The sequence below is a fragment of the Bacillus sp. JJ864 genome (assembly GCF_036963045.1).
GTDB lineage: Bacteria > Bacillota > Bacilli > Bacillales > Bacillaceae_G > Bacillus_A > Bacillus_A pseudomycoides_C.
In genome coordinates this window covers 4,229-20,185 of sequence record NZ_JBALLY010000086.1, presented here as the reverse complement: position 1 = coordinate 20,185, position 15,957 = coordinate 4,229, and the positions used below count along the sequence as shown (strand labels likewise).

General features: G+C 32.8%; 17 protein-coding genes. 11 read left to right on the top strand and 6 right to left on the bottom strand.

Translation table 11 applies throughout. The features are described from left to right. A partial coding sequence (locus V7024_RS24445) for a CotG/ExsB N-terminal domain-containing protein (protein ID WP_438824469.1) occupies positions 1 to 151 on the bottom strand: 151 nt, incomplete at its 3' end. A 635-nt stretch (positions 152 to 786) separates the two neighbouring features. Between V7024_RS24445 and V7024_RS14405 the strand changes: the two genes are divergently transcribed. From V7024_RS14405 to V7024_RS14375, 7 genes are all read left to right on the top strand, one after another. Continuing rightward, entirely contained in the window at positions 787 to 1,860 is a 1,074-nt protein-coding gene (locus V7024_RS14405; protein ID WP_335521150.1) for a CotH kinase family protein, read from the top strand. Between the two features lie 81 nt (positions 1,861 to 1,941). Then, complete coding sequence (locus tag V7024_RS14400; RefSeq protein WP_335521148.1) at positions 1,942 to 2,559, top strand: NUDIX hydrolase; 618 nt, start codon at positions 1,942 to 1,944, stop codon at positions 2,557 to 2,559. Between the two features lie 231 nt (positions 2,560 to 2,790). Continuing rightward, positions 2,791 to 3,393 carry a DedA family protein gene (locus V7024_RS14395; RefSeq protein WP_335521145.1) on the top strand — a complete coding sequence of 201 codons (603 nt, stop codon included), beginning with the start codon at positions 2,791 to 2,793 and terminating at the stop codon, positions 3,391 to 3,393. Between the two features lie 164 nt (positions 3,394 to 3,557). After that, on the top strand, positions 3,558 to 4,937 hold the full coding sequence (locus V7024_RS14390; RefSeq protein ID WP_335521144.1) for a putative polysaccharide biosynthesis protein: 1,380 nt from the start codon (positions 3,558 to 3,560) through the stop codon (positions 4,935 to 4,937). 188 nt (positions 4,938 to 5,125) lie between these two features. Then, positions 5,126 to 6,067 carry a magnesium transporter CorA family protein gene (locus V7024_RS14385; protein WP_020060960.1) on the top strand — a complete coding sequence of 314 codons (942 nt, stop codon included), beginning with the start codon at positions 5,126 to 5,128 and terminating at the stop codon, positions 6,065 to 6,067. A gap of 211 nt (positions 6,068 to 6,278) precedes the next feature. Continuing rightward, positions 6,279 to 7,175 carry a permease gene (locus V7024_RS14380; protein ID WP_335521141.1) on the top strand — a complete coding sequence of 299 codons (897 nt, stop codon included), beginning with the start codon at positions 6,279 to 6,281 and terminating at the stop codon, positions 7,173 to 7,175. A gap of 3 nt (positions 7,176 to 7,178) precedes the next feature. Next, positions 7,179 to 8,048: a TIGR03943 family putative permease subunit gene (locus tag V7024_RS14375; protein WP_335521139.1), complete on the top strand. Its 870-nt coding sequence runs from the start codon at positions 7,179 to 7,181 to the stop codon at positions 8,046 to 8,048. A gap of 360 nt (positions 8,049 to 8,408) precedes the next feature. Here the strand turns inward: V7024_RS14375 and V7024_RS14370 are convergent, their stop codons facing one another. After that, positions 8,409 to 8,498 carry a YjcZ family sporulation protein gene (locus V7024_RS14370; RefSeq protein ID WP_020060957.1) on the bottom strand — a complete coding sequence of 30 codons (90 nt, stop codon included), beginning with the start codon at positions 8,496 to 8,498 and terminating at the stop codon, positions 8,409 to 8,411. Between the two features lie 383 nt (positions 8,499 to 8,881). Here V7024_RS14370 and V7024_RS14365 point away from each other — a divergent pair, with 383 nt between their 5' ends. The 3 genes from V7024_RS14365 (at position 8,882) to V7024_RS14355 (ending at position 10,702) form a co-directional block, all read left to right on the top strand. Beyond that, positions 8,882 to 9,340: a spore coat protein gene (locus V7024_RS14365; RefSeq protein ID WP_335521136.1), complete on the top strand. Its 459-nt coding sequence runs from the start codon at positions 8,882 to 8,884 to the stop codon at positions 9,338 to 9,340. 441 nt (positions 9,341 to 9,781) lie between these two features. Further along, complete coding sequence (locus V7024_RS14360) at positions 9,782 to 9,976, top strand: hypothetical protein (RefSeq protein WP_335521134.1); 195 nt, start codon at positions 9,782 to 9,784, stop codon at positions 9,974 to 9,976. 105 nt (positions 9,977 to 10,081) lie between these two features. After that, entirely contained in the window at positions 10,082 to 10,702 is a 621-nt protein-coding gene (locus tag V7024_RS14355; protein WP_335521132.1) for an NAD(P)-dependent oxidoreductase, read from the top strand. A gap of 25 nt (positions 10,703 to 10,727) precedes the next feature. On the opposite strand, the gene V7024_RS14350 is transcribed toward V7024_RS14355, so the two are convergent. The 3 genes from V7024_RS14350 to V7024_RS14340 all read right to left on the bottom strand — a co-directional run bounded on the left by V7024_RS14350 (position 10,728) and on the right by V7024_RS14340 (position 13,652). After that, positions 10,728 to 11,210 (bottom strand): DUF456 domain-containing protein, encoded by a 483-nt coding sequence (locus V7024_RS14350; protein WP_335521130.1) that lies wholly within the window; start codon positions 11,208 to 11,210, stop codon positions 10,728 to 10,730. Then, complete coding sequence (locus V7024_RS14345) at positions 11,207 to 12,520, bottom strand: hemolysin family protein (protein ID WP_335521128.1); 1,314 nt, start codon at positions 12,518 to 12,520, stop codon at positions 11,207 to 11,209. Before V7024_RS14345 ends, V7024_RS14350 begins: the two co-directional genes overlap by 4 nt. A gap of 253 nt (positions 12,521 to 12,773) precedes the next feature. Beyond that, the gene (locus tag V7024_RS14340) at positions 12,774 to 13,652 is read right to left on the bottom strand and encodes a hypothetical protein (RefSeq protein WP_335521126.1); all 879 of its coding nucleotides are present in this window, start codon (positions 13,650 to 13,652) and stop codon (positions 12,774 to 12,776) included. 264 nt (positions 13,653 to 13,916) lie between these two features. Between V7024_RS14340 and cbpA the strand changes: the two genes are divergently transcribed. Further along, on the top strand, positions 13,917 to 14,564 hold the full coding sequence (gene cbpA, locus V7024_RS14335; RefSeq protein WP_335521124.1) for a cyclic di-AMP binding protein CbpA: 648 nt from the start codon (positions 13,917 to 13,919) through the stop codon (positions 14,562 to 14,564). A gap of 708 nt (positions 14,565 to 15,272) precedes the next feature. Here cbpA and V7024_RS14330 read toward each other — a convergent pair. Beyond that, positions 15,273 to 15,692 (bottom strand): GNAT family N-acetyltransferase, encoded by a 420-nt coding sequence (locus V7024_RS14330; protein WP_335521122.1) that lies wholly within the window; start codon positions 15,690 to 15,692, stop codon positions 15,273 to 15,275. Between the last annotated feature and the right edge of the window lie 265 nt (positions 15,693 to 15,957).

Genomic DNA, 15,957 nt, shown 5'->3' with positions numbered 1-15,957 from the left:
GGTGGGATTTGCAAGAACGTTTAGAAGAACGAGAACGGCAAGAGTAGCGAGAACGTTTAGAATAGGACTCAGGTTCCTGGTTTAAGAAATCTTCCATCCCAGCACTTTTTATTTCTTCTACGGCTTTTTGAATATCATCTTTTGTATACATCTATCAAAATCCTCCTTGGAAAAAACTAAGCTTTTCACCTATGTTGGAATAATGCGCTTTCTATTAATAAAGTATGTCAAGCTGATGAATTGTGTTTATTTTTTTTTGAAAATAGTGGTATACCCTAAAAACCAGCTTGTGATAAGCAGCCTGTTTCTTAAGAATTAGTGTCCGGATCCTTTGGATTTAAAAGAACGATATGAGTATCAAGAAAACTTATAGCTTTTTTATGTGAATAACTTTTGTGTTTGCAATAGCAAGAACGTTTTTTTCAGTAGTATTTCTTCGAATAGCGTACACATTTCGTAACGTAAGTACACTTTTTACCTCTGTATATTTTGTTTTTGGACATTGGGAACATTTGTCTGATTTATGATTGAGGTAATTTTGTTCTTGAAATAAAGTCTTTCATTCCAATTGCTTTTACTTATTCAACAGCTTTTTGAATATCATGGTTCATAACGAACTCTTCATAATGTAGTAGTTTGAAAAGGGACGCCTTTCGTACTATTACATTATGAAGAAAGGATAAGAAAAGCATTTATAATTAATAAAAATGAATATATAGCGGATGTGGCAATGGGGAAAGGAAAAGCATACATTAATTGTAGATGAAAGAGAAGGGAAGAGAGAAAATGATACCTTCTTATGATTTTTTTATTCACCCAATGTATATTGTAGAGTTACGAAAAGATGTTTGGTCGGATGATCCTGTTCCAGCTAAGTTAACATATGATAAAAGAAAGTATGACATTGATATCGTATATCGTGGTTCTCATATTCGAAAATTGAAGAAAAAATCATATCATGTGATGTTTTATAAACCAAAATTTTTTCGAGGTGTGCATGAGCTGCATTTAAATTCGGAATTCAACGACCCTTCTTTAATACGGAATAAGTTATCACTGGATTTTTTTTCAGACATTGGTACGTTATCACCAAAAGCGCAACATGTTCTTTTGAAGGTTAATAATCAATTTGAAGGAGTTTATTTACAGTTAGAATCGGTAGATGAAAACTTTTTACGGAGACGAAATTTACCAAATGGTTCGATTTACTATGCAATCGATGATGATGCGAATTTTTCATTAATAAGCGAGTTAGATAAAGATATAAAAACGAAATTGTTCTCAGGGTATGAATTGAAATATGGGAATGAACACAGTGAAGAAGATATTAGTGAATTTATCTATCAACTGAATACAATTTCCAGAGCTGCGTATGAAAAAGAAATCGTAAAATATGTCGATGTTGATAAATATTTACGATGGTTAGCGGGTGTTGTATGTACGCAAAACTTCGATGGATTTGTGCACAATTATGCACTTTATCATAATGGTGAAACAAAGTTGTTTGAAATGATTCCGTGGGATTATGATGCAACGTGGGGACGAGATGTCCAAGGGCGAAAGATGGAGCATGATTACATTCGTATTCAAGGATTTAATACATTAAGCGCTAGATTACTTGATGTTGAAATCTTTAGAAAGCAATATAGAAAAATTTTGGAAGATATAATCTCTCATCAATTTACAGTAGAATATATAAAACCGAAAGTAGAAGGAATGCATGAGGAACTTCGTCCATATATTTTGCAAGATCCATATGTAAAATCGAAAATAGATAAATTTGATAGTGAACCGGATTTAATTTTTCAATATGTAGAAAAACGTCGTGAGTTTATACGAGAGCATTTAGATGAATTATGAAGACAAGCAAAAAGAGATTGAACGATCAATCTCTTTTTTTGTTGTATAATAATGGTAATTTGAGTTAAGGAGGTTGAAACAATGGAAATAAAATGGATTGAATGGGTAAAACAAATACAGGCAATTGCGCAGGCTGGATTAACATATTCAAAAGATGTATATGATATAGAACGTTTTCAAGAACTTCGGAAGTTATCGGTTGAAATGATGTCACATTATACAAAAACAGATTGGGAAGTGGTCGAGCATTTATTTGCAAGTGAAACGGGTTATCAAACTCCAAAAGTGGATATTCGAGCGGTCGTGTTTCAAGAAGGAAAGTTACTTTTTGTAAAAGAAAAAAGTGATAGGAAATGGGCACTTCCAGGTGGGTGGGCTGATATTGGATATACACCTACGGCAGTTGCGCGAAAAGAAGTTTTAGAAGAGACAGGTTACAAAGTAGAAAATTTTCGTTTATTATCTATCTTTGATAAACAGAAACACCAACCATCACCTTCTGCAATTGATGTATATAAGATATTTATTAGCTGTGAAATAGTAGGTGGTGAAAGACAAATCGGTATTGAAACAGAAGATGTTCGCTTTTTTGGAGAAGAAGAATTACCGAAACTATCGATAGGAAGAAACACAGAATGGCAAATCCGGCAAATGTTTGCTTATATGAAAGACCCGGATAAAGAAAGATTGCTTGATTAAAAAATTTCTTTGTAAAGAATTAGTAAATCTTTTATAACTTGCTTGTCTTTTGGAATAATTTCTAGTAATCTATATTCCATCGTGCACTTTCTCCTTTTGAAATAGAAAAGGTAAGTATGTTTTTTTTATTATTGCATAATTTTATACTATTAAGTAGTAGCATATTGGCAAGGATAGATTTTTATGAAATAATAAGAAAGTGTGTGCGTAGAAAAAAGGAGATAATGAAGAATGTTAGCAAATTTGATTGAACAGTTACTACAATTTTTTATAAGTCTAGGCTATTTCGGAATTGCGCTAGGGCTCATGATCGAAATTATTCCGAGTGAAATTGTATTATCTTATGCAGGTTATTTAGTTGCTAAGGGAGAAATTAATTTCGTTGGGGCAGTAATTGCCGGAACGATTGGTGGAACGTTGGCGCAAATTTTCTTGTATTGGCTTGGATATTACGGCGGACGTCCAGTTGTTGAAAAATATGGTAAATATATATTAATTAATAAGAAACATTTAGATGTAGCAGAAGAGTGGTTTAAGCGATATGGTGCAGGCGTAATTTTCTCTGCGCGCTTTATCCCATTTGTACGTCATGCAATATCGATTCCAGCAGGACTAGCGAAAATGTCTTTGAAGCGATTTACAGTATATTCAGTACTCGCAATTATTCCGTGGTCTATCCTGTTTATTTATTTAGGTGAAAAACTTGGCGGTAATTGGCGTCATATTAAAGAATATGCTGCTGACTACACGCATTATTTCATCGCAGGGGCGATTCTTTTTATTGCTGTATACATAGGTATGAAATTATTGAAAAAAAGAAAAACAGTTCGTTAAAGTCAATGAGTTTTCATTGGCTTTTTTTCTTTGTTTATTGTACTATTCGCGGACAGTAAGACCACATCTTAAGGTTCTGAGAGATTAAAGTTTTATCTTATATCAGTTCTAAAAGTAGAAAGTTGTCCATATTGTGTAGTAAAACAGTATAGCGGAGGAATTTCATGAAAGGGTCACCGTTTTTACGCGGAACATTCTTTTTAACAATGGCAACGATGATTTCGAAAATGCTAGGTTTTATATATGTAATTCCTTTTACAGCGATGGTTGGAACGGGAGGATATGTATTATATACATATGCTTATCGTCCTTATACAATTATGCTTAGTATCGCAACGATGGGACTTCCTTTAGCTGTCTCCAAAATGGTATCTAAATATAATGAATTAGACGATTATTACACGGTAAAACGAGTATTAAAAAGCGGGCTTATTTTTATGGGGTGTATGGGAGTTATAGCGTTTTTATTGTTATACTGTTTAGCTCCCTATCTTGCAAAGGTTGTTATTGATAGTGGAGATCGAACGGGTAATAGTGTAACTGCTGTTACATATAATATTCAAATTGTAAGTTTTGCTTTACTAATTGTTCCTTCTATGAGCTTATTACGTGGATTTTTTCAGGGGTTTCAATCGATGGGGCCATCTGCTTTAAGTGTAGTAGTAGAACAGTTTTTTCGAATGTTAACAATCTTAATTGGAAGTTTCGCGGTGCTTCAAATATACAAAGGATCAACAGCGTTGGCGGTTGGAGTTGCTACGTTTGGTGCTTTTGTAGGAGCTGTATCAGGACTTGGAATATTAATTGCATATTATTTAAAGAGAAGGCGTCATCTAAAGAAAAAAGAAAATATGAGTGTTCCGCAAACAACAAAATCATTTTTCGCACTGTACAAAGAATTATTTGCATACTCCATTCCATTTGTTGTTGTTGGTCTTGCAATTCCTTTGTATCAAACAATCGATACATTTACAATTAATAAGCTATTAATGCAAATGGGATATTTACAGCGGGAAGCGGAAAAAATAAATGCTGTGATTGGGCTTGTACAAATGGTTGTGTTAATTCCAGTTTCGGTTGCTACAGCTTTTAGTATGTCACTCGTTCCTGAGATGACAAAGGCGTATACAGCCAAAAATGACCAGTTATTATATAAACATTTTACAAGAACAAATCTGCTCGTTGTATTTCTAACGATTCCGGCATCGTTAGGAATGATGATTTTAGCTGAACCAGTATATACATTACTATTTGGGACAGGAAATGATCCTGCGCTAGGAAGTGTGATTTTACGCTATTACGCCCCGGCTTGTATATTATTTTCGCTCTTTGCTGTAACAGCGGCCATGCTACAAGGGATTAATCAACAGGGAAAAACAGTAATTGGTTTGTTTATAGGAATAGGGATAAAAATCGTGTTAAATATTGTATTACTTCCACAATTTGACTATATTAGTTTTATTATTGCGACGTATGCTGGTTATACGGTTTCTGTTTCGTTTAACTTGTGGATACTTTCTAAATATGTTATAAAGGCAACATAATGTCTATAAAAGACAGAGAATGCTCTGTCTTTTTCTATTTTAATAATTTGTGAAGAAAAGCGTTTTCAAAATAATTTTCTATTGAAATCTTTTCATTTGTTTCATATGCTGAAAATGGCGGTTTAAAATAGACTGTTATTTCAAAGTGAGGTTGGTTCCTACATGTAAAAAAGAATCGGGGTGATAGTATGTTAAATATTTATTTAACAGACCGAAACGGAAAACTACAAGAGATTGAGGAAATTCAAAAAGGCTGCTGGATTAATGTACTCCATCCAACGGAGGAAGAAATTCAATTTTTAGTTCAAACATTAAATGTTGAACTGGACTTTATTAAAGACCCCTTGGATGATGAAGAACGTTCGCGTATTGAAAAAGAAGATGATAATGCTTTAATTATCGTCGATATTCCAACAGTTAGACATGATGAAGAAGGAAATTCAATGTATGATACGATTCCGATTGGTATGATCGTCATGCCGGAATGTTTTGTGACAATTTGTTTGGAAGAAAATCCGATTTTTGAACGTTTTATTAATCAGCGTATTAAAGAATTTTATACTTTTAAAAAGACACGTTTTGCACTGCAGCTCTTATATACGATTTCTACTTATTATTTACGTTATTTAAAACAGATTAATCGAAAAACAACGGATTTAGAGCATGAGCTTAATAAATCGATGAAAAATAAAGAGATTTTTACGTTATTAGGGCTTGAAAAAAGCTTAGTGTACTTTACGACATCTTTAAAGGCAAATAAGATTGTAATTCAAAAATTAATGCGAAATAATACATTTTTGAAAATGTATGAAGATGATCAAGATTTACTTGAAGATGTATTAATTGAAAATAAGCAGGCAATTGAGATGGCCGAAATATATAGCCATATTTTAAGTGGTATGATGAATACATTTAGTTCTGTCATTTCCAATAATTTAAACAGTGTTATGAAGTTTTTAACTTCTATGACAATCATATTATCAGTACCAACAATGGTTTCCAGTTTTTTTGGAATGAATGTTCCGGTTCCCTTAAGTGAAAATCCTCATGGTTTTTTAATGGCTATGATAATATCGGCAATATTATCTTGCTTAATGGCCTTTGTTTTTTGGAAGAAACGTTATTTTTAATATGAAATTCAGCTGTTTTGGGACATTTCCAAAACAGCTTTTTTGCTTTAAAGTATTGAGAAATTAGCATTTTTGTACACTGCTGTTCATTAATTTATGAAATAAAATATGTATAATATACCATTTAGGTTAATTTTTATAACTACTTGTTCAATCTACGGATTACAGTTACAATTACATATTGTTAATGAAAAGATGGGGGATATGCATCATGGAAATGTTTCATTTACCAAAAGCGTTCCTGCAAATGAATACGATTTTTATTTCAATTTTAATTGAAGCACTGCCATTTGTATTAATTGGTGTATTTATTTCAGGATTCATTCAAATGTTTGTGACAGAAGATATGGTAGCAAGATGGATGCCAAAAAACCGTTTTCTATCTGTCTTATTAGCAGTTTTTCTAGGGATGATGTTCCCAGGGTGTGAATGTGGAATTGTTCCGATCGTAAGGCGCCTTATCGGGAAAGGAGTTCCACCATATGCAGGGATTGCTTTTATGCTAACTGGACCGATTATTAATCCTGTCGTTTTATTTGCGACATATGTTGCGTTTGGTAGCAGTATGCATATGGTTTGGTATCGCGCTATTGTCGCAATTATTGTCGCTGTTATTGTCGGTCTTGTCTTATCGTTTATGTTTAAAGATCATCAACTACGGAATACTAATTTTCCAGTGGTAAATCATAATCGACCATTCCGTGAAAAATTTTGGGATGTATGTACACATGCTGTCGAAGAGTTTTTCTCAATGGGGAAATTTTTAATTATTGGTGCCCTTATTGCGGCAAGTGTACAAACTTTTGTGAAGACTTCAACACTCCTTGCAATTGGACAAGGACCGTATTCTTCACCAATTGTTATGATGGGACTTGCATTTATTTTATCATTATGTTCAGAAGCTGATGCGTTTATTGCATCTTCATTCCAAAGTACATTTTCAACAGCGTCTCTCGTTGCGTTCCTTGTATACGGACCGATGGTAGATATTAAAAATATGTTTATGATGCTTGCAACTTTTAAAACACGTTTCGTTCTTGTAGTTGTTGTTTTAATTACAGTTGTTGTTTATGCAAGCTCACTACTCATTTATATGATGGGGTGGTAATCGATGTTTCGAGCTTATATTTTACTGGGATTTACAATTTTGTTAGCACAACTTCATATTTCTGGTGATATTACAAAATATATTAATATGAAATATGCGTATTTATCAAAAACAGCAGCGATTATTTTAGGATTTTTAACTGTGATTCAAATGATTATTGTATTTCAAAAAGAGCATGGTAAACATAATCATGATCATGAATGCGGGTGTAATGAAAGTCACTGTGGTCATGATCATTCAAAAGACGAAAATACATGGTGGAAACGTACGATTGCGTATACACTATTTTGTTTTCCGATTATTTCAGGACTCTTTTTCCCAATTGCAACGTTAGATTCTGACATCGTAAAAGCAAAAGGATTTCATTTCCCAGTTGCACAGCCAGAAAGTAAAGACCCGTTTATGAATCGGCAGTTTTTAAGACCTGATACGAGCATTTATTATGCAAAAGAAGGATATCGGGAAGTTATGGAAAAAGAGAAGAAGCAATTTGTGACAAAAGATAAAATTGCTTTAAATGATACAAATTTTTTAAAAGGTATGGAAGTTGTTTATAACTATCCTGGTGAATTTACAGGTAAAACAATTTCTTTTAAAGGTTTTGTCTTTCGTGATGATTCTGCTAAAAAAGAACAATATTTTTTATTTCGTTTTGGAATTATTCACTGTGTTGCTGATTCGGGTGTATATGGCATGCTGGTCAAGAAACCTGAAGATGCCCAGTGGAAAAATGATGAGTGGATTCAAGTTGAAGGAACAATTTCAACAGAGTTTTATCAGCCATTTCATGCAAACATCCCTGTATTAGAAGTTACAAAGTGGAATACAGTAGAGTCTCCAAAAGAACAATATGTATACCGAGGAGCTGATTGATAAAATCGGCTTCTTTCTTGTAGATGTAAAGCAGATAAGGGAGACTCCTGTTGTTTAAAATTTCACCTTATCATTATAAATATATATATCCATTTTAATTTTTCGACATATAAGTTGCTGCTATGCAGAATACAACATGATCGCTACTTGCTTACTCCTTTTGTTTTAAACATTGCATGTGGTAGGAAAAGGTCCTGACCGTTGTTATGCATGGCCAGATGCTCTCGCCCGCCTAAAAAGAAAGGGGCTTTTTATGTCGGTTTTTTAACTTGTATATATAGAAAAAGAACATCTAAACATTAGATGTTCTTTTTCATAGTTTTTTTGTCTACATAAGAGTTGTATGGAGCGGATTGCTAGTTAGCAAAAACAAGCAGCACCAACAATAATTAAGAGGATAAATAATACAACAACTAATGCAAACCCGCCGCCGTGACTTCCAAAGCCCATTGTTTTTTCCTCCTTTTGTTTTAAGGTACATAATACAATATGCATTTTTATAATGATGTGACTGGGATATATGCCATATAAAGATGTTTTTTTTTGTATAGGGATAGAGGGAGAAGGAAACATATAAGAATGATGATTTATAAGTGTTGTTTTGTTATGAAAGCATGCCGTATAAATTACGAGGCTCTAGAGCGGAAGTATATCAATATTGAGATGGCTTTTTTCATGGAAAAGTGACTTTTATTGATGATGGATTTGTATATGGATTTTCAGCAAACAAAACAATTTTTGAAAACATAAGTATAGGGGAGTTTTATAAGATTCACAACAGTTCTGTCGTTCTATTTAGAGCATACATATCAGTTGAGAGGAGGAAATATTGAATGGACCATATTGAAGAGCTCATGGATTATAGTTATGAAGTAATATGTGTGATTGGTGAATATATGAAAGAAGTGCGAGATCATGAATTAAAGGAATTGCTACAGCAACATTTACCATACTTATTGCAGGCATACAATGAACAAATTAACTTTCAAGAAGGTGAAAATGTACAGCATATCATTTGCCAGTATCCAATTTCATCCTCGATGAAAATGATTCATACAAACTATAATGGACAAAAAGGTGATATAGAAATTGCTTTTTCGTATATTTCCTATTTAAAACGGTTGGCAATTGAATATGCGCAAGTAGCAACTCAAGTAGCAAATCCAGAATTTCGCTCCTTTTTGGAAAGTTGTTTTTTGAAAATGAATCGAAATGCGTACAGTGTATGGCAATATGTAATGAAAAAAGAATGTGGCATACAAGCAATGATAGATGAAGAGAAATATGGGTGAAAAAGGCAGTGATACCGCTGTCTTTTTGTACTTATTCTGTTAAAATTCTACGCTTCTGAGCCGTTATATTGTCAAGAGACAAAACATGATTAGTACCGCAATCATATGAATTAAAATGTTATATATAAATCCGTTTTAATATTTCGACATATAAGTCACTGCTATGCAGAATACACCATGACCTGCATTTACTTGCTCCCTTTGTTTGAAAACCTCGCATGTGGCAGGAAAAGGCCCTGACCGCTCCTATGCATGGCCAGATGCCCTCGTCCTTCCATAAAAAAGAAAGGGTTTTATGTTGTTTTTTTAACTTATATACATATAGTTGAAATTTAGAGAATTAACAATAATTTACTATTTATTTACTAATCTATAATATTTCCTTTAAAAAAGAGAAGTAATATGAGAATGTACATATTCTATCAAAAGGGGGATAAGCAAATGAATAAATATGTTAAATCGTTAACTGCAATTGCACTTGCTAGCTCTTTATTTGTGGTAGGTTGTAGTAAGAGTGAGGAAAAGAAAGAAGAGACGACGCAACAAGAAGGTAAGACAACTGATAAAGAAACAAGTGGGGAAGTAAAAGATAAAAACTCGAAAGACAGTTCTTCAAGCTCTACTGAAAAGAAATAAATGTTATATGATGATAGAAGCTTTCTCGATCAATGAGAAAGCTTTTTTGTTGTGTATTTTTGCTTTTTCAGAAATAATAGAGAGATTGAAAGGGTGTGAGTTAGTATGAATATATGTTTATTTGGGGCAACAGGTCGAGTTGGAGTCGAAATTTTAAAATTTGCATTACAGGATAATCATAAGGTGACAGCGCTTGTGAGAAATAAAGAGAAGCTACAAATACAACATGAGAATTTTCTTGTAATAGAAGGAAATGTATGGAATGAAGAAGGTGTGAAAGAGTGTGTAAAGGGAGCAGATGTTGTAATTAGTGCACTTGGTACCGATGGAAACGGCACGTTATCAAAAAGTTTGCCAAATATTATAGACGCTATGAACGAGGAAGGGATTATAAGAATTATAACAATTGGAACGGCTGGAATTTTGCAGGCACGTGTGAATCCACAATTATATCGCTTTCAATCTAGTGAATCACGTCGAAAGACAACGGCTGCAGCGGAAGATCATGTAGCGGCCTATTTAGCTTTAGCGAATAGCAAATTACAATGGACGATTGTCTGTCCAACACACTTAATAGATGGAGAAGAAACAGCTATTTATCGTACTGAAGAAGATGTGTTACCGCTAGATGGTATGCAGATCACAGTTGGAGATACAGCTCATTTTGCTTATCAATTACTTTATCATGATATTCATTATAAAAAACGAGTTGGCATTGCCTATTAAAAAGCCATCCTTATGATAAGGATGGCTAAAAAAGAATATAGCACACAAATATAATAATCATAATGATTTGTAAAATCGCTTTAGCTATCGTGCTGCTTAAAAATCCGATGACAGTAGCAACCCCAACCATAAAGGCTTCTTTTGGTGCTTTTTTATGCATTAATTCTGTTACGAAAACGGAAAGGAATGGGATAATGATCAGTCCAAATGGAGGGAAGAAGAACGATCCAACAATGATCGAAACCATACTGATACGTTCGCTCCATTTTGTACTTCCATATTTTTTTAAGAAATAGCTATTTGTAATAAAATCAGCAATGAAAATAATAATTGTAAATATAATTTGAACGATCCAAAATGACTTAGTTAATTGCAAGTCGTTAATACCAAATTGATAAATGAAAAATCCAGCCCATAAAGCGAGTATACCTGGAATGATCGGGTAGATGAACGCGATAAACGATATAATAAAACAAGCGATAATACATATAGTTAATAAGAAATTCACGACATAACTCCTTTTTGAGCATCTATTTTACTAACCGCAATTTTTTTTACTTGATGCCCATCTAATTCTATTGCTTTAAACTGATAATTTTCATATTGAATACTATGACCAGGCTCAATATTTATGTCAATGATTTGTGACAAAAACCATCCTCCAATTGTATCTAAATCACTATCATCAATATGAAGACCAAACATATCATTTACATCAGAAATAAGTACTTTTCCATCAAGTACCGTTAATGTCGGATTGCGTTTCTCAATCATTGGTGTTTCATCTGTGTCAAATTCATCTTGTATTTCTCCAATAATTTCTTCAATAATGTCCTCCATTGTAAGAAGGCCTGCAGTTCCACCATATTCATCCATAATAATTGCTAGTTGGACGCGATTTTTTTGTAGGTGAATAAGCGCCTTTTTAATTGGTACAGTTTCGAATACCGTTAAAACTGGATGGATGTATGATTGTAGTGGTTTACAAATCCCTTTAGTTTGATCATGAAAGATTTCTTTCGTATTAATTATACCGACAACATCATCTTTATCTTTTCCGATAACTGGATAACGCGTATATTTTTCGGTAGAGATAATTTCCATATTTTCTGCGAATGAATTTTCAGTTGATAAACAGATCATTTCAGTACGCGGAACCATAATCTCTTTTGCAACTCGATCATCGAATTCAAAAATATTGTTTACATATTTGTATTCCGATTGATTAATTTCTCCGCTCTTATAGCTTTCACTTAAAATAAGACGTAGCTCTTCTTCAGAGTGAGAGAGTTCATTTTCTTTTACTGGTTGTAATCCAAATAGTTTCGTGAAAAAGAGCGCTGTACTATTTAATAACCAGATAAAAGGATACATTATTTTATCGAATAGAATTAAAGGTCTTGCGAACTTCAATGTAATTTGTTCGGCTTTTTGAATGGCAAATGACTTTGGAACGAGCTCGCCTAGTACAACATGAAAGAACGTTATAATGCTAAAGGCTATAACAAAAGATAACGTATGCGCCACCCTGCCTGTTATATTTATTTTTTCAAAAATCGGCTTCAATAAATGCTCCACAGTAGGTTCACCAAGCCAACCGAGACCCAATGATGTAATCGTAATACCAAGTTGACAAGCAGATAAGTATACATCTAAATTCGAAATAACTTTTCTTGCTAGAATTGCTTGTTTATTACCTTCATTGGCAAGTTGATCAATCCGACTTTTGCGTACTTTCACAACAGCAAACTCTGACGCAACGAAAAAGCCAGAAATAAGAATGAGTAAAGCGATGAGGAAAAGGTTTAATATGTCCAAGGATATTCTTTATTCTAAATTTAGAATAAAGATGTCACCTCCTGAATAAAAGTTTTACTTTAATAATATATGGAAAAGGAAAGAATAGTCAAAGAAAGCAGGGGGAAAGTAATGTTTTAGTAAAAAAATAGCTATAAGAGGTTGAGGAGGGCTGATAAAAGTTTTGATTTATTTGTCCATATTGACGATTAAAAAAAGGACACGCCAATATGGACCTCAATTGGTTAACCAATGATTAGTTGGAAGTAAAGATTCACTCTATTGTTGTGCGAGATAGGCTATGAATTTGTTCGGCATGACGATTTCTTTTCCATAATAATTGTAAAAGAGAAAGCAGCATATATGGGATATATAGTAATAAAAGGCCTACCGTAATAAGTATAGGGGAAGCAGCACAGTATTGTACAATAAATTGAAATAACCCATTTACATGAAAAATACATTCCATATATGTAAAGGAAATTAATATGGATCCAATGATAGACTTATGATTGGCAAGCAGGGAAACGAACAGTGTATTACTTAAAAAAGCTGGATCATGTATATGTGTTGTTTTTTGGACTGTATATAAGAACGGAATCCATTTTTTGATAGCCTGGATTATAATGACCATGGACGTACTACAAATAATTAAAAGGGAAGAAAAGTATGGAAAGGATATGTATGATGCTAGGAATAGACAAAGAATAATGACGCTACATTGTAGTAAAACAGTTCCAAATGAAAATGGAACCCAACGTAACACTAAAAAATATTTTTTATTTTTAGAAGATAATCTACTAAAAAATAGACCAATTCCAAGACTGATGAAAAACCCAACAGCAAGTGAAAAGAAGAGCCGTATCATAGATAAAAAATATAATTTCCATATATGTGGGAACAATGCGGTTGAATGAAGTGATTTTGTCATATTTTCTGGATGGTAAGAAAAGAAAAAGAATGATTCATGCATCCAATCTGTTATCGGAATAGTAATGGAACGAAAATGTATGAACTCATTAATCATTGTATGTAATACTTCAGGATAGGAATGTGCACTGTTTAGAAAAACGGAAGGAATTGGACTAATAAGGATAATGATTATAATCCCGAAAAGACAACGATATACATAAGAAATAATAGAAGTCGCCATACACCCCACCTTATCTTAGAATATTCTGAAAATTATTACTATTATTGTAACGTTTTTCTGTAGAATATACAATCACTTTTAAGGAGGAAAGAAAATTTTTATAGAATATTTTCTCCGGTATTTGTTGAAAAAATGAAAGGTTTAGGTAGAATTTGTGACGAAAAACGATTAGAATTCAGAAAAATTAAATAAATTTATTTATTTTTTTCTAAAAATATTATATATTTATGTCACAGAAATTATTTTAACATAAGGGGGATTTTTATGAGAGTAAAGGGAAACTATGTTTTAAAAAGAGAAGTATTATTTTGTAAGGAAACATATACGTTACAAGAAGCATTAAATCATTTGAATAAAACGGGATATCGATGTGTACCGGTTCTAGATGAAAAAGAAGAAATGTTTTTGGGGAATATTTACAAGGTAGATGTTTTAGAATACAAAGGTTCTTTAGACGATAATGTGAAAGAATTATTGCGCAATAAAGATGGCTATGTAAAAGAAGATTCTTCATTTTTTAAAGTTTTCTTTACAATTAAGGAGTTACCATATATCTCTGTTGTGAATGATAACGGAGTCTTTCTTGGAATTTTAACGCATAAAAAAGTGTTTGAATTACTAGAAGATGCGTGGGGTCTTCATTCTAGCGAATATTCAGTTATGATCGGAACACAAGATTACAATGGTGCTATTCAAAAACTATCAACTGTATTGAAAAAATATAGCGGGATTCAAAGTTTAATGACTTTTGATAACAAGGCACTATATGTACGTAGAATTATGTTTACATTAGGAGAAGAGTTTGCGACAGAAGAGTTACAAACGCTTTTAACAGATTTAGAAGATCATGGATTCCGCGTTATACATGTAGAAGAAATGAAAAATTCACGTGAAGTAGAAATTGTAGAGTAAGAGGAAAATCCATCCCTAAAAATAGGGGATGGATTTTTTTATATACAAGCTAAAAAAACGACATAAAAACTTCTTTTCTTTTTAGGGGGAACGGGAGCTATAGCTTTAAAATAAAGTTTGATCAAAAATGCCTTGTAAACTACATTTTACGATAAATAAAAACAATCCATTTTGAAAATAAGATTGATCAAAATGGATTGTTTCCCAGCAGATTTAAGTTTTGGTTTTATAAAAAAGTTTGATCATTTTCTACCTGTGTTGCTCCACAATTGCGCCCGATTGTGGAACAACGACCACTCCTAGTAGGAATATTTATAAAACAGTGATAGTATTGTTACAATAGAATTTTAGGTGTTTTGCAAGTAACGACAAGGGTGGTGTTTTATTGGAAAAAGAAGTGAAAAAGGATTTAATTAAAGTTATATCCGTGACTGTTGTAGGTGTAATTCTTATACTAATGATTCCTATTCTTCTTTCTTATTTATTATAAAAACTACTTCGACATTATTTACCACATTCGTATTTCCTCCTCAATATGGCCCTAAAATGGAAATAAGCGCTTGTCCTTCCTACAGGAAAAGCGCCCGATTGTGGAAGATCTTATTGAAGATAAGCATCCCATTAGCTTAATAATGAAAAGGGTTACTGCGAGAACAATTGCTTTAATATTGATTGATGTCTTCTCCTATAATTAAAAATCTATTATGTTTATTTTTTTGAAATTACAGTAAACATCCCCGTCATGTTTGGTGAGTAATCTTTAAAATCATATTTTTCATAGAACGATTCTTTACCTTGTGATGCAAACAAACCGACAAACGCCTTATCAGGGGCATTCCGATTTAAGTATTCAACCAAAATATTCATTATTTCTTTCCCAATACCATTTTTCTGATAATCTGGATGAACCACTATATCTTGAATATAGAAATAGATAGCCCCATCACCAACAATTCTCCCCATGCCCACAATTTGTTCATTATCATTGACTGTAATGCAGTGAATAGAATTCTTTAGTGATGTTTCCACCACTTCAAAATTCATATAATTAGTCCATCCCACAGACTCGCACAGATATTTGTATTCTGCCAATGTTGGAATGTTATTTTTAAACTCATATTTCTTCAAAATGTATCCTCCAAGTCCTCAATTTCAACAAGTATATAAATTCGACATCTTTTTATCTATTCCTCTTACTCAACTAAACTCCCTTTAGCTAAAGTACAAACCTTCACATTCTCTAAGATGTTATTCCACAATATGGCCCGATTGTGGAATAAGAAAAAATCCTGCATAACAACACAGGATTTTTAATCAAACTTTATTATAAATTATCAATCTTTCTTTTAAATAATCGAACTTTGTTTAAAATGATCAATCTTTTTTATAAAAC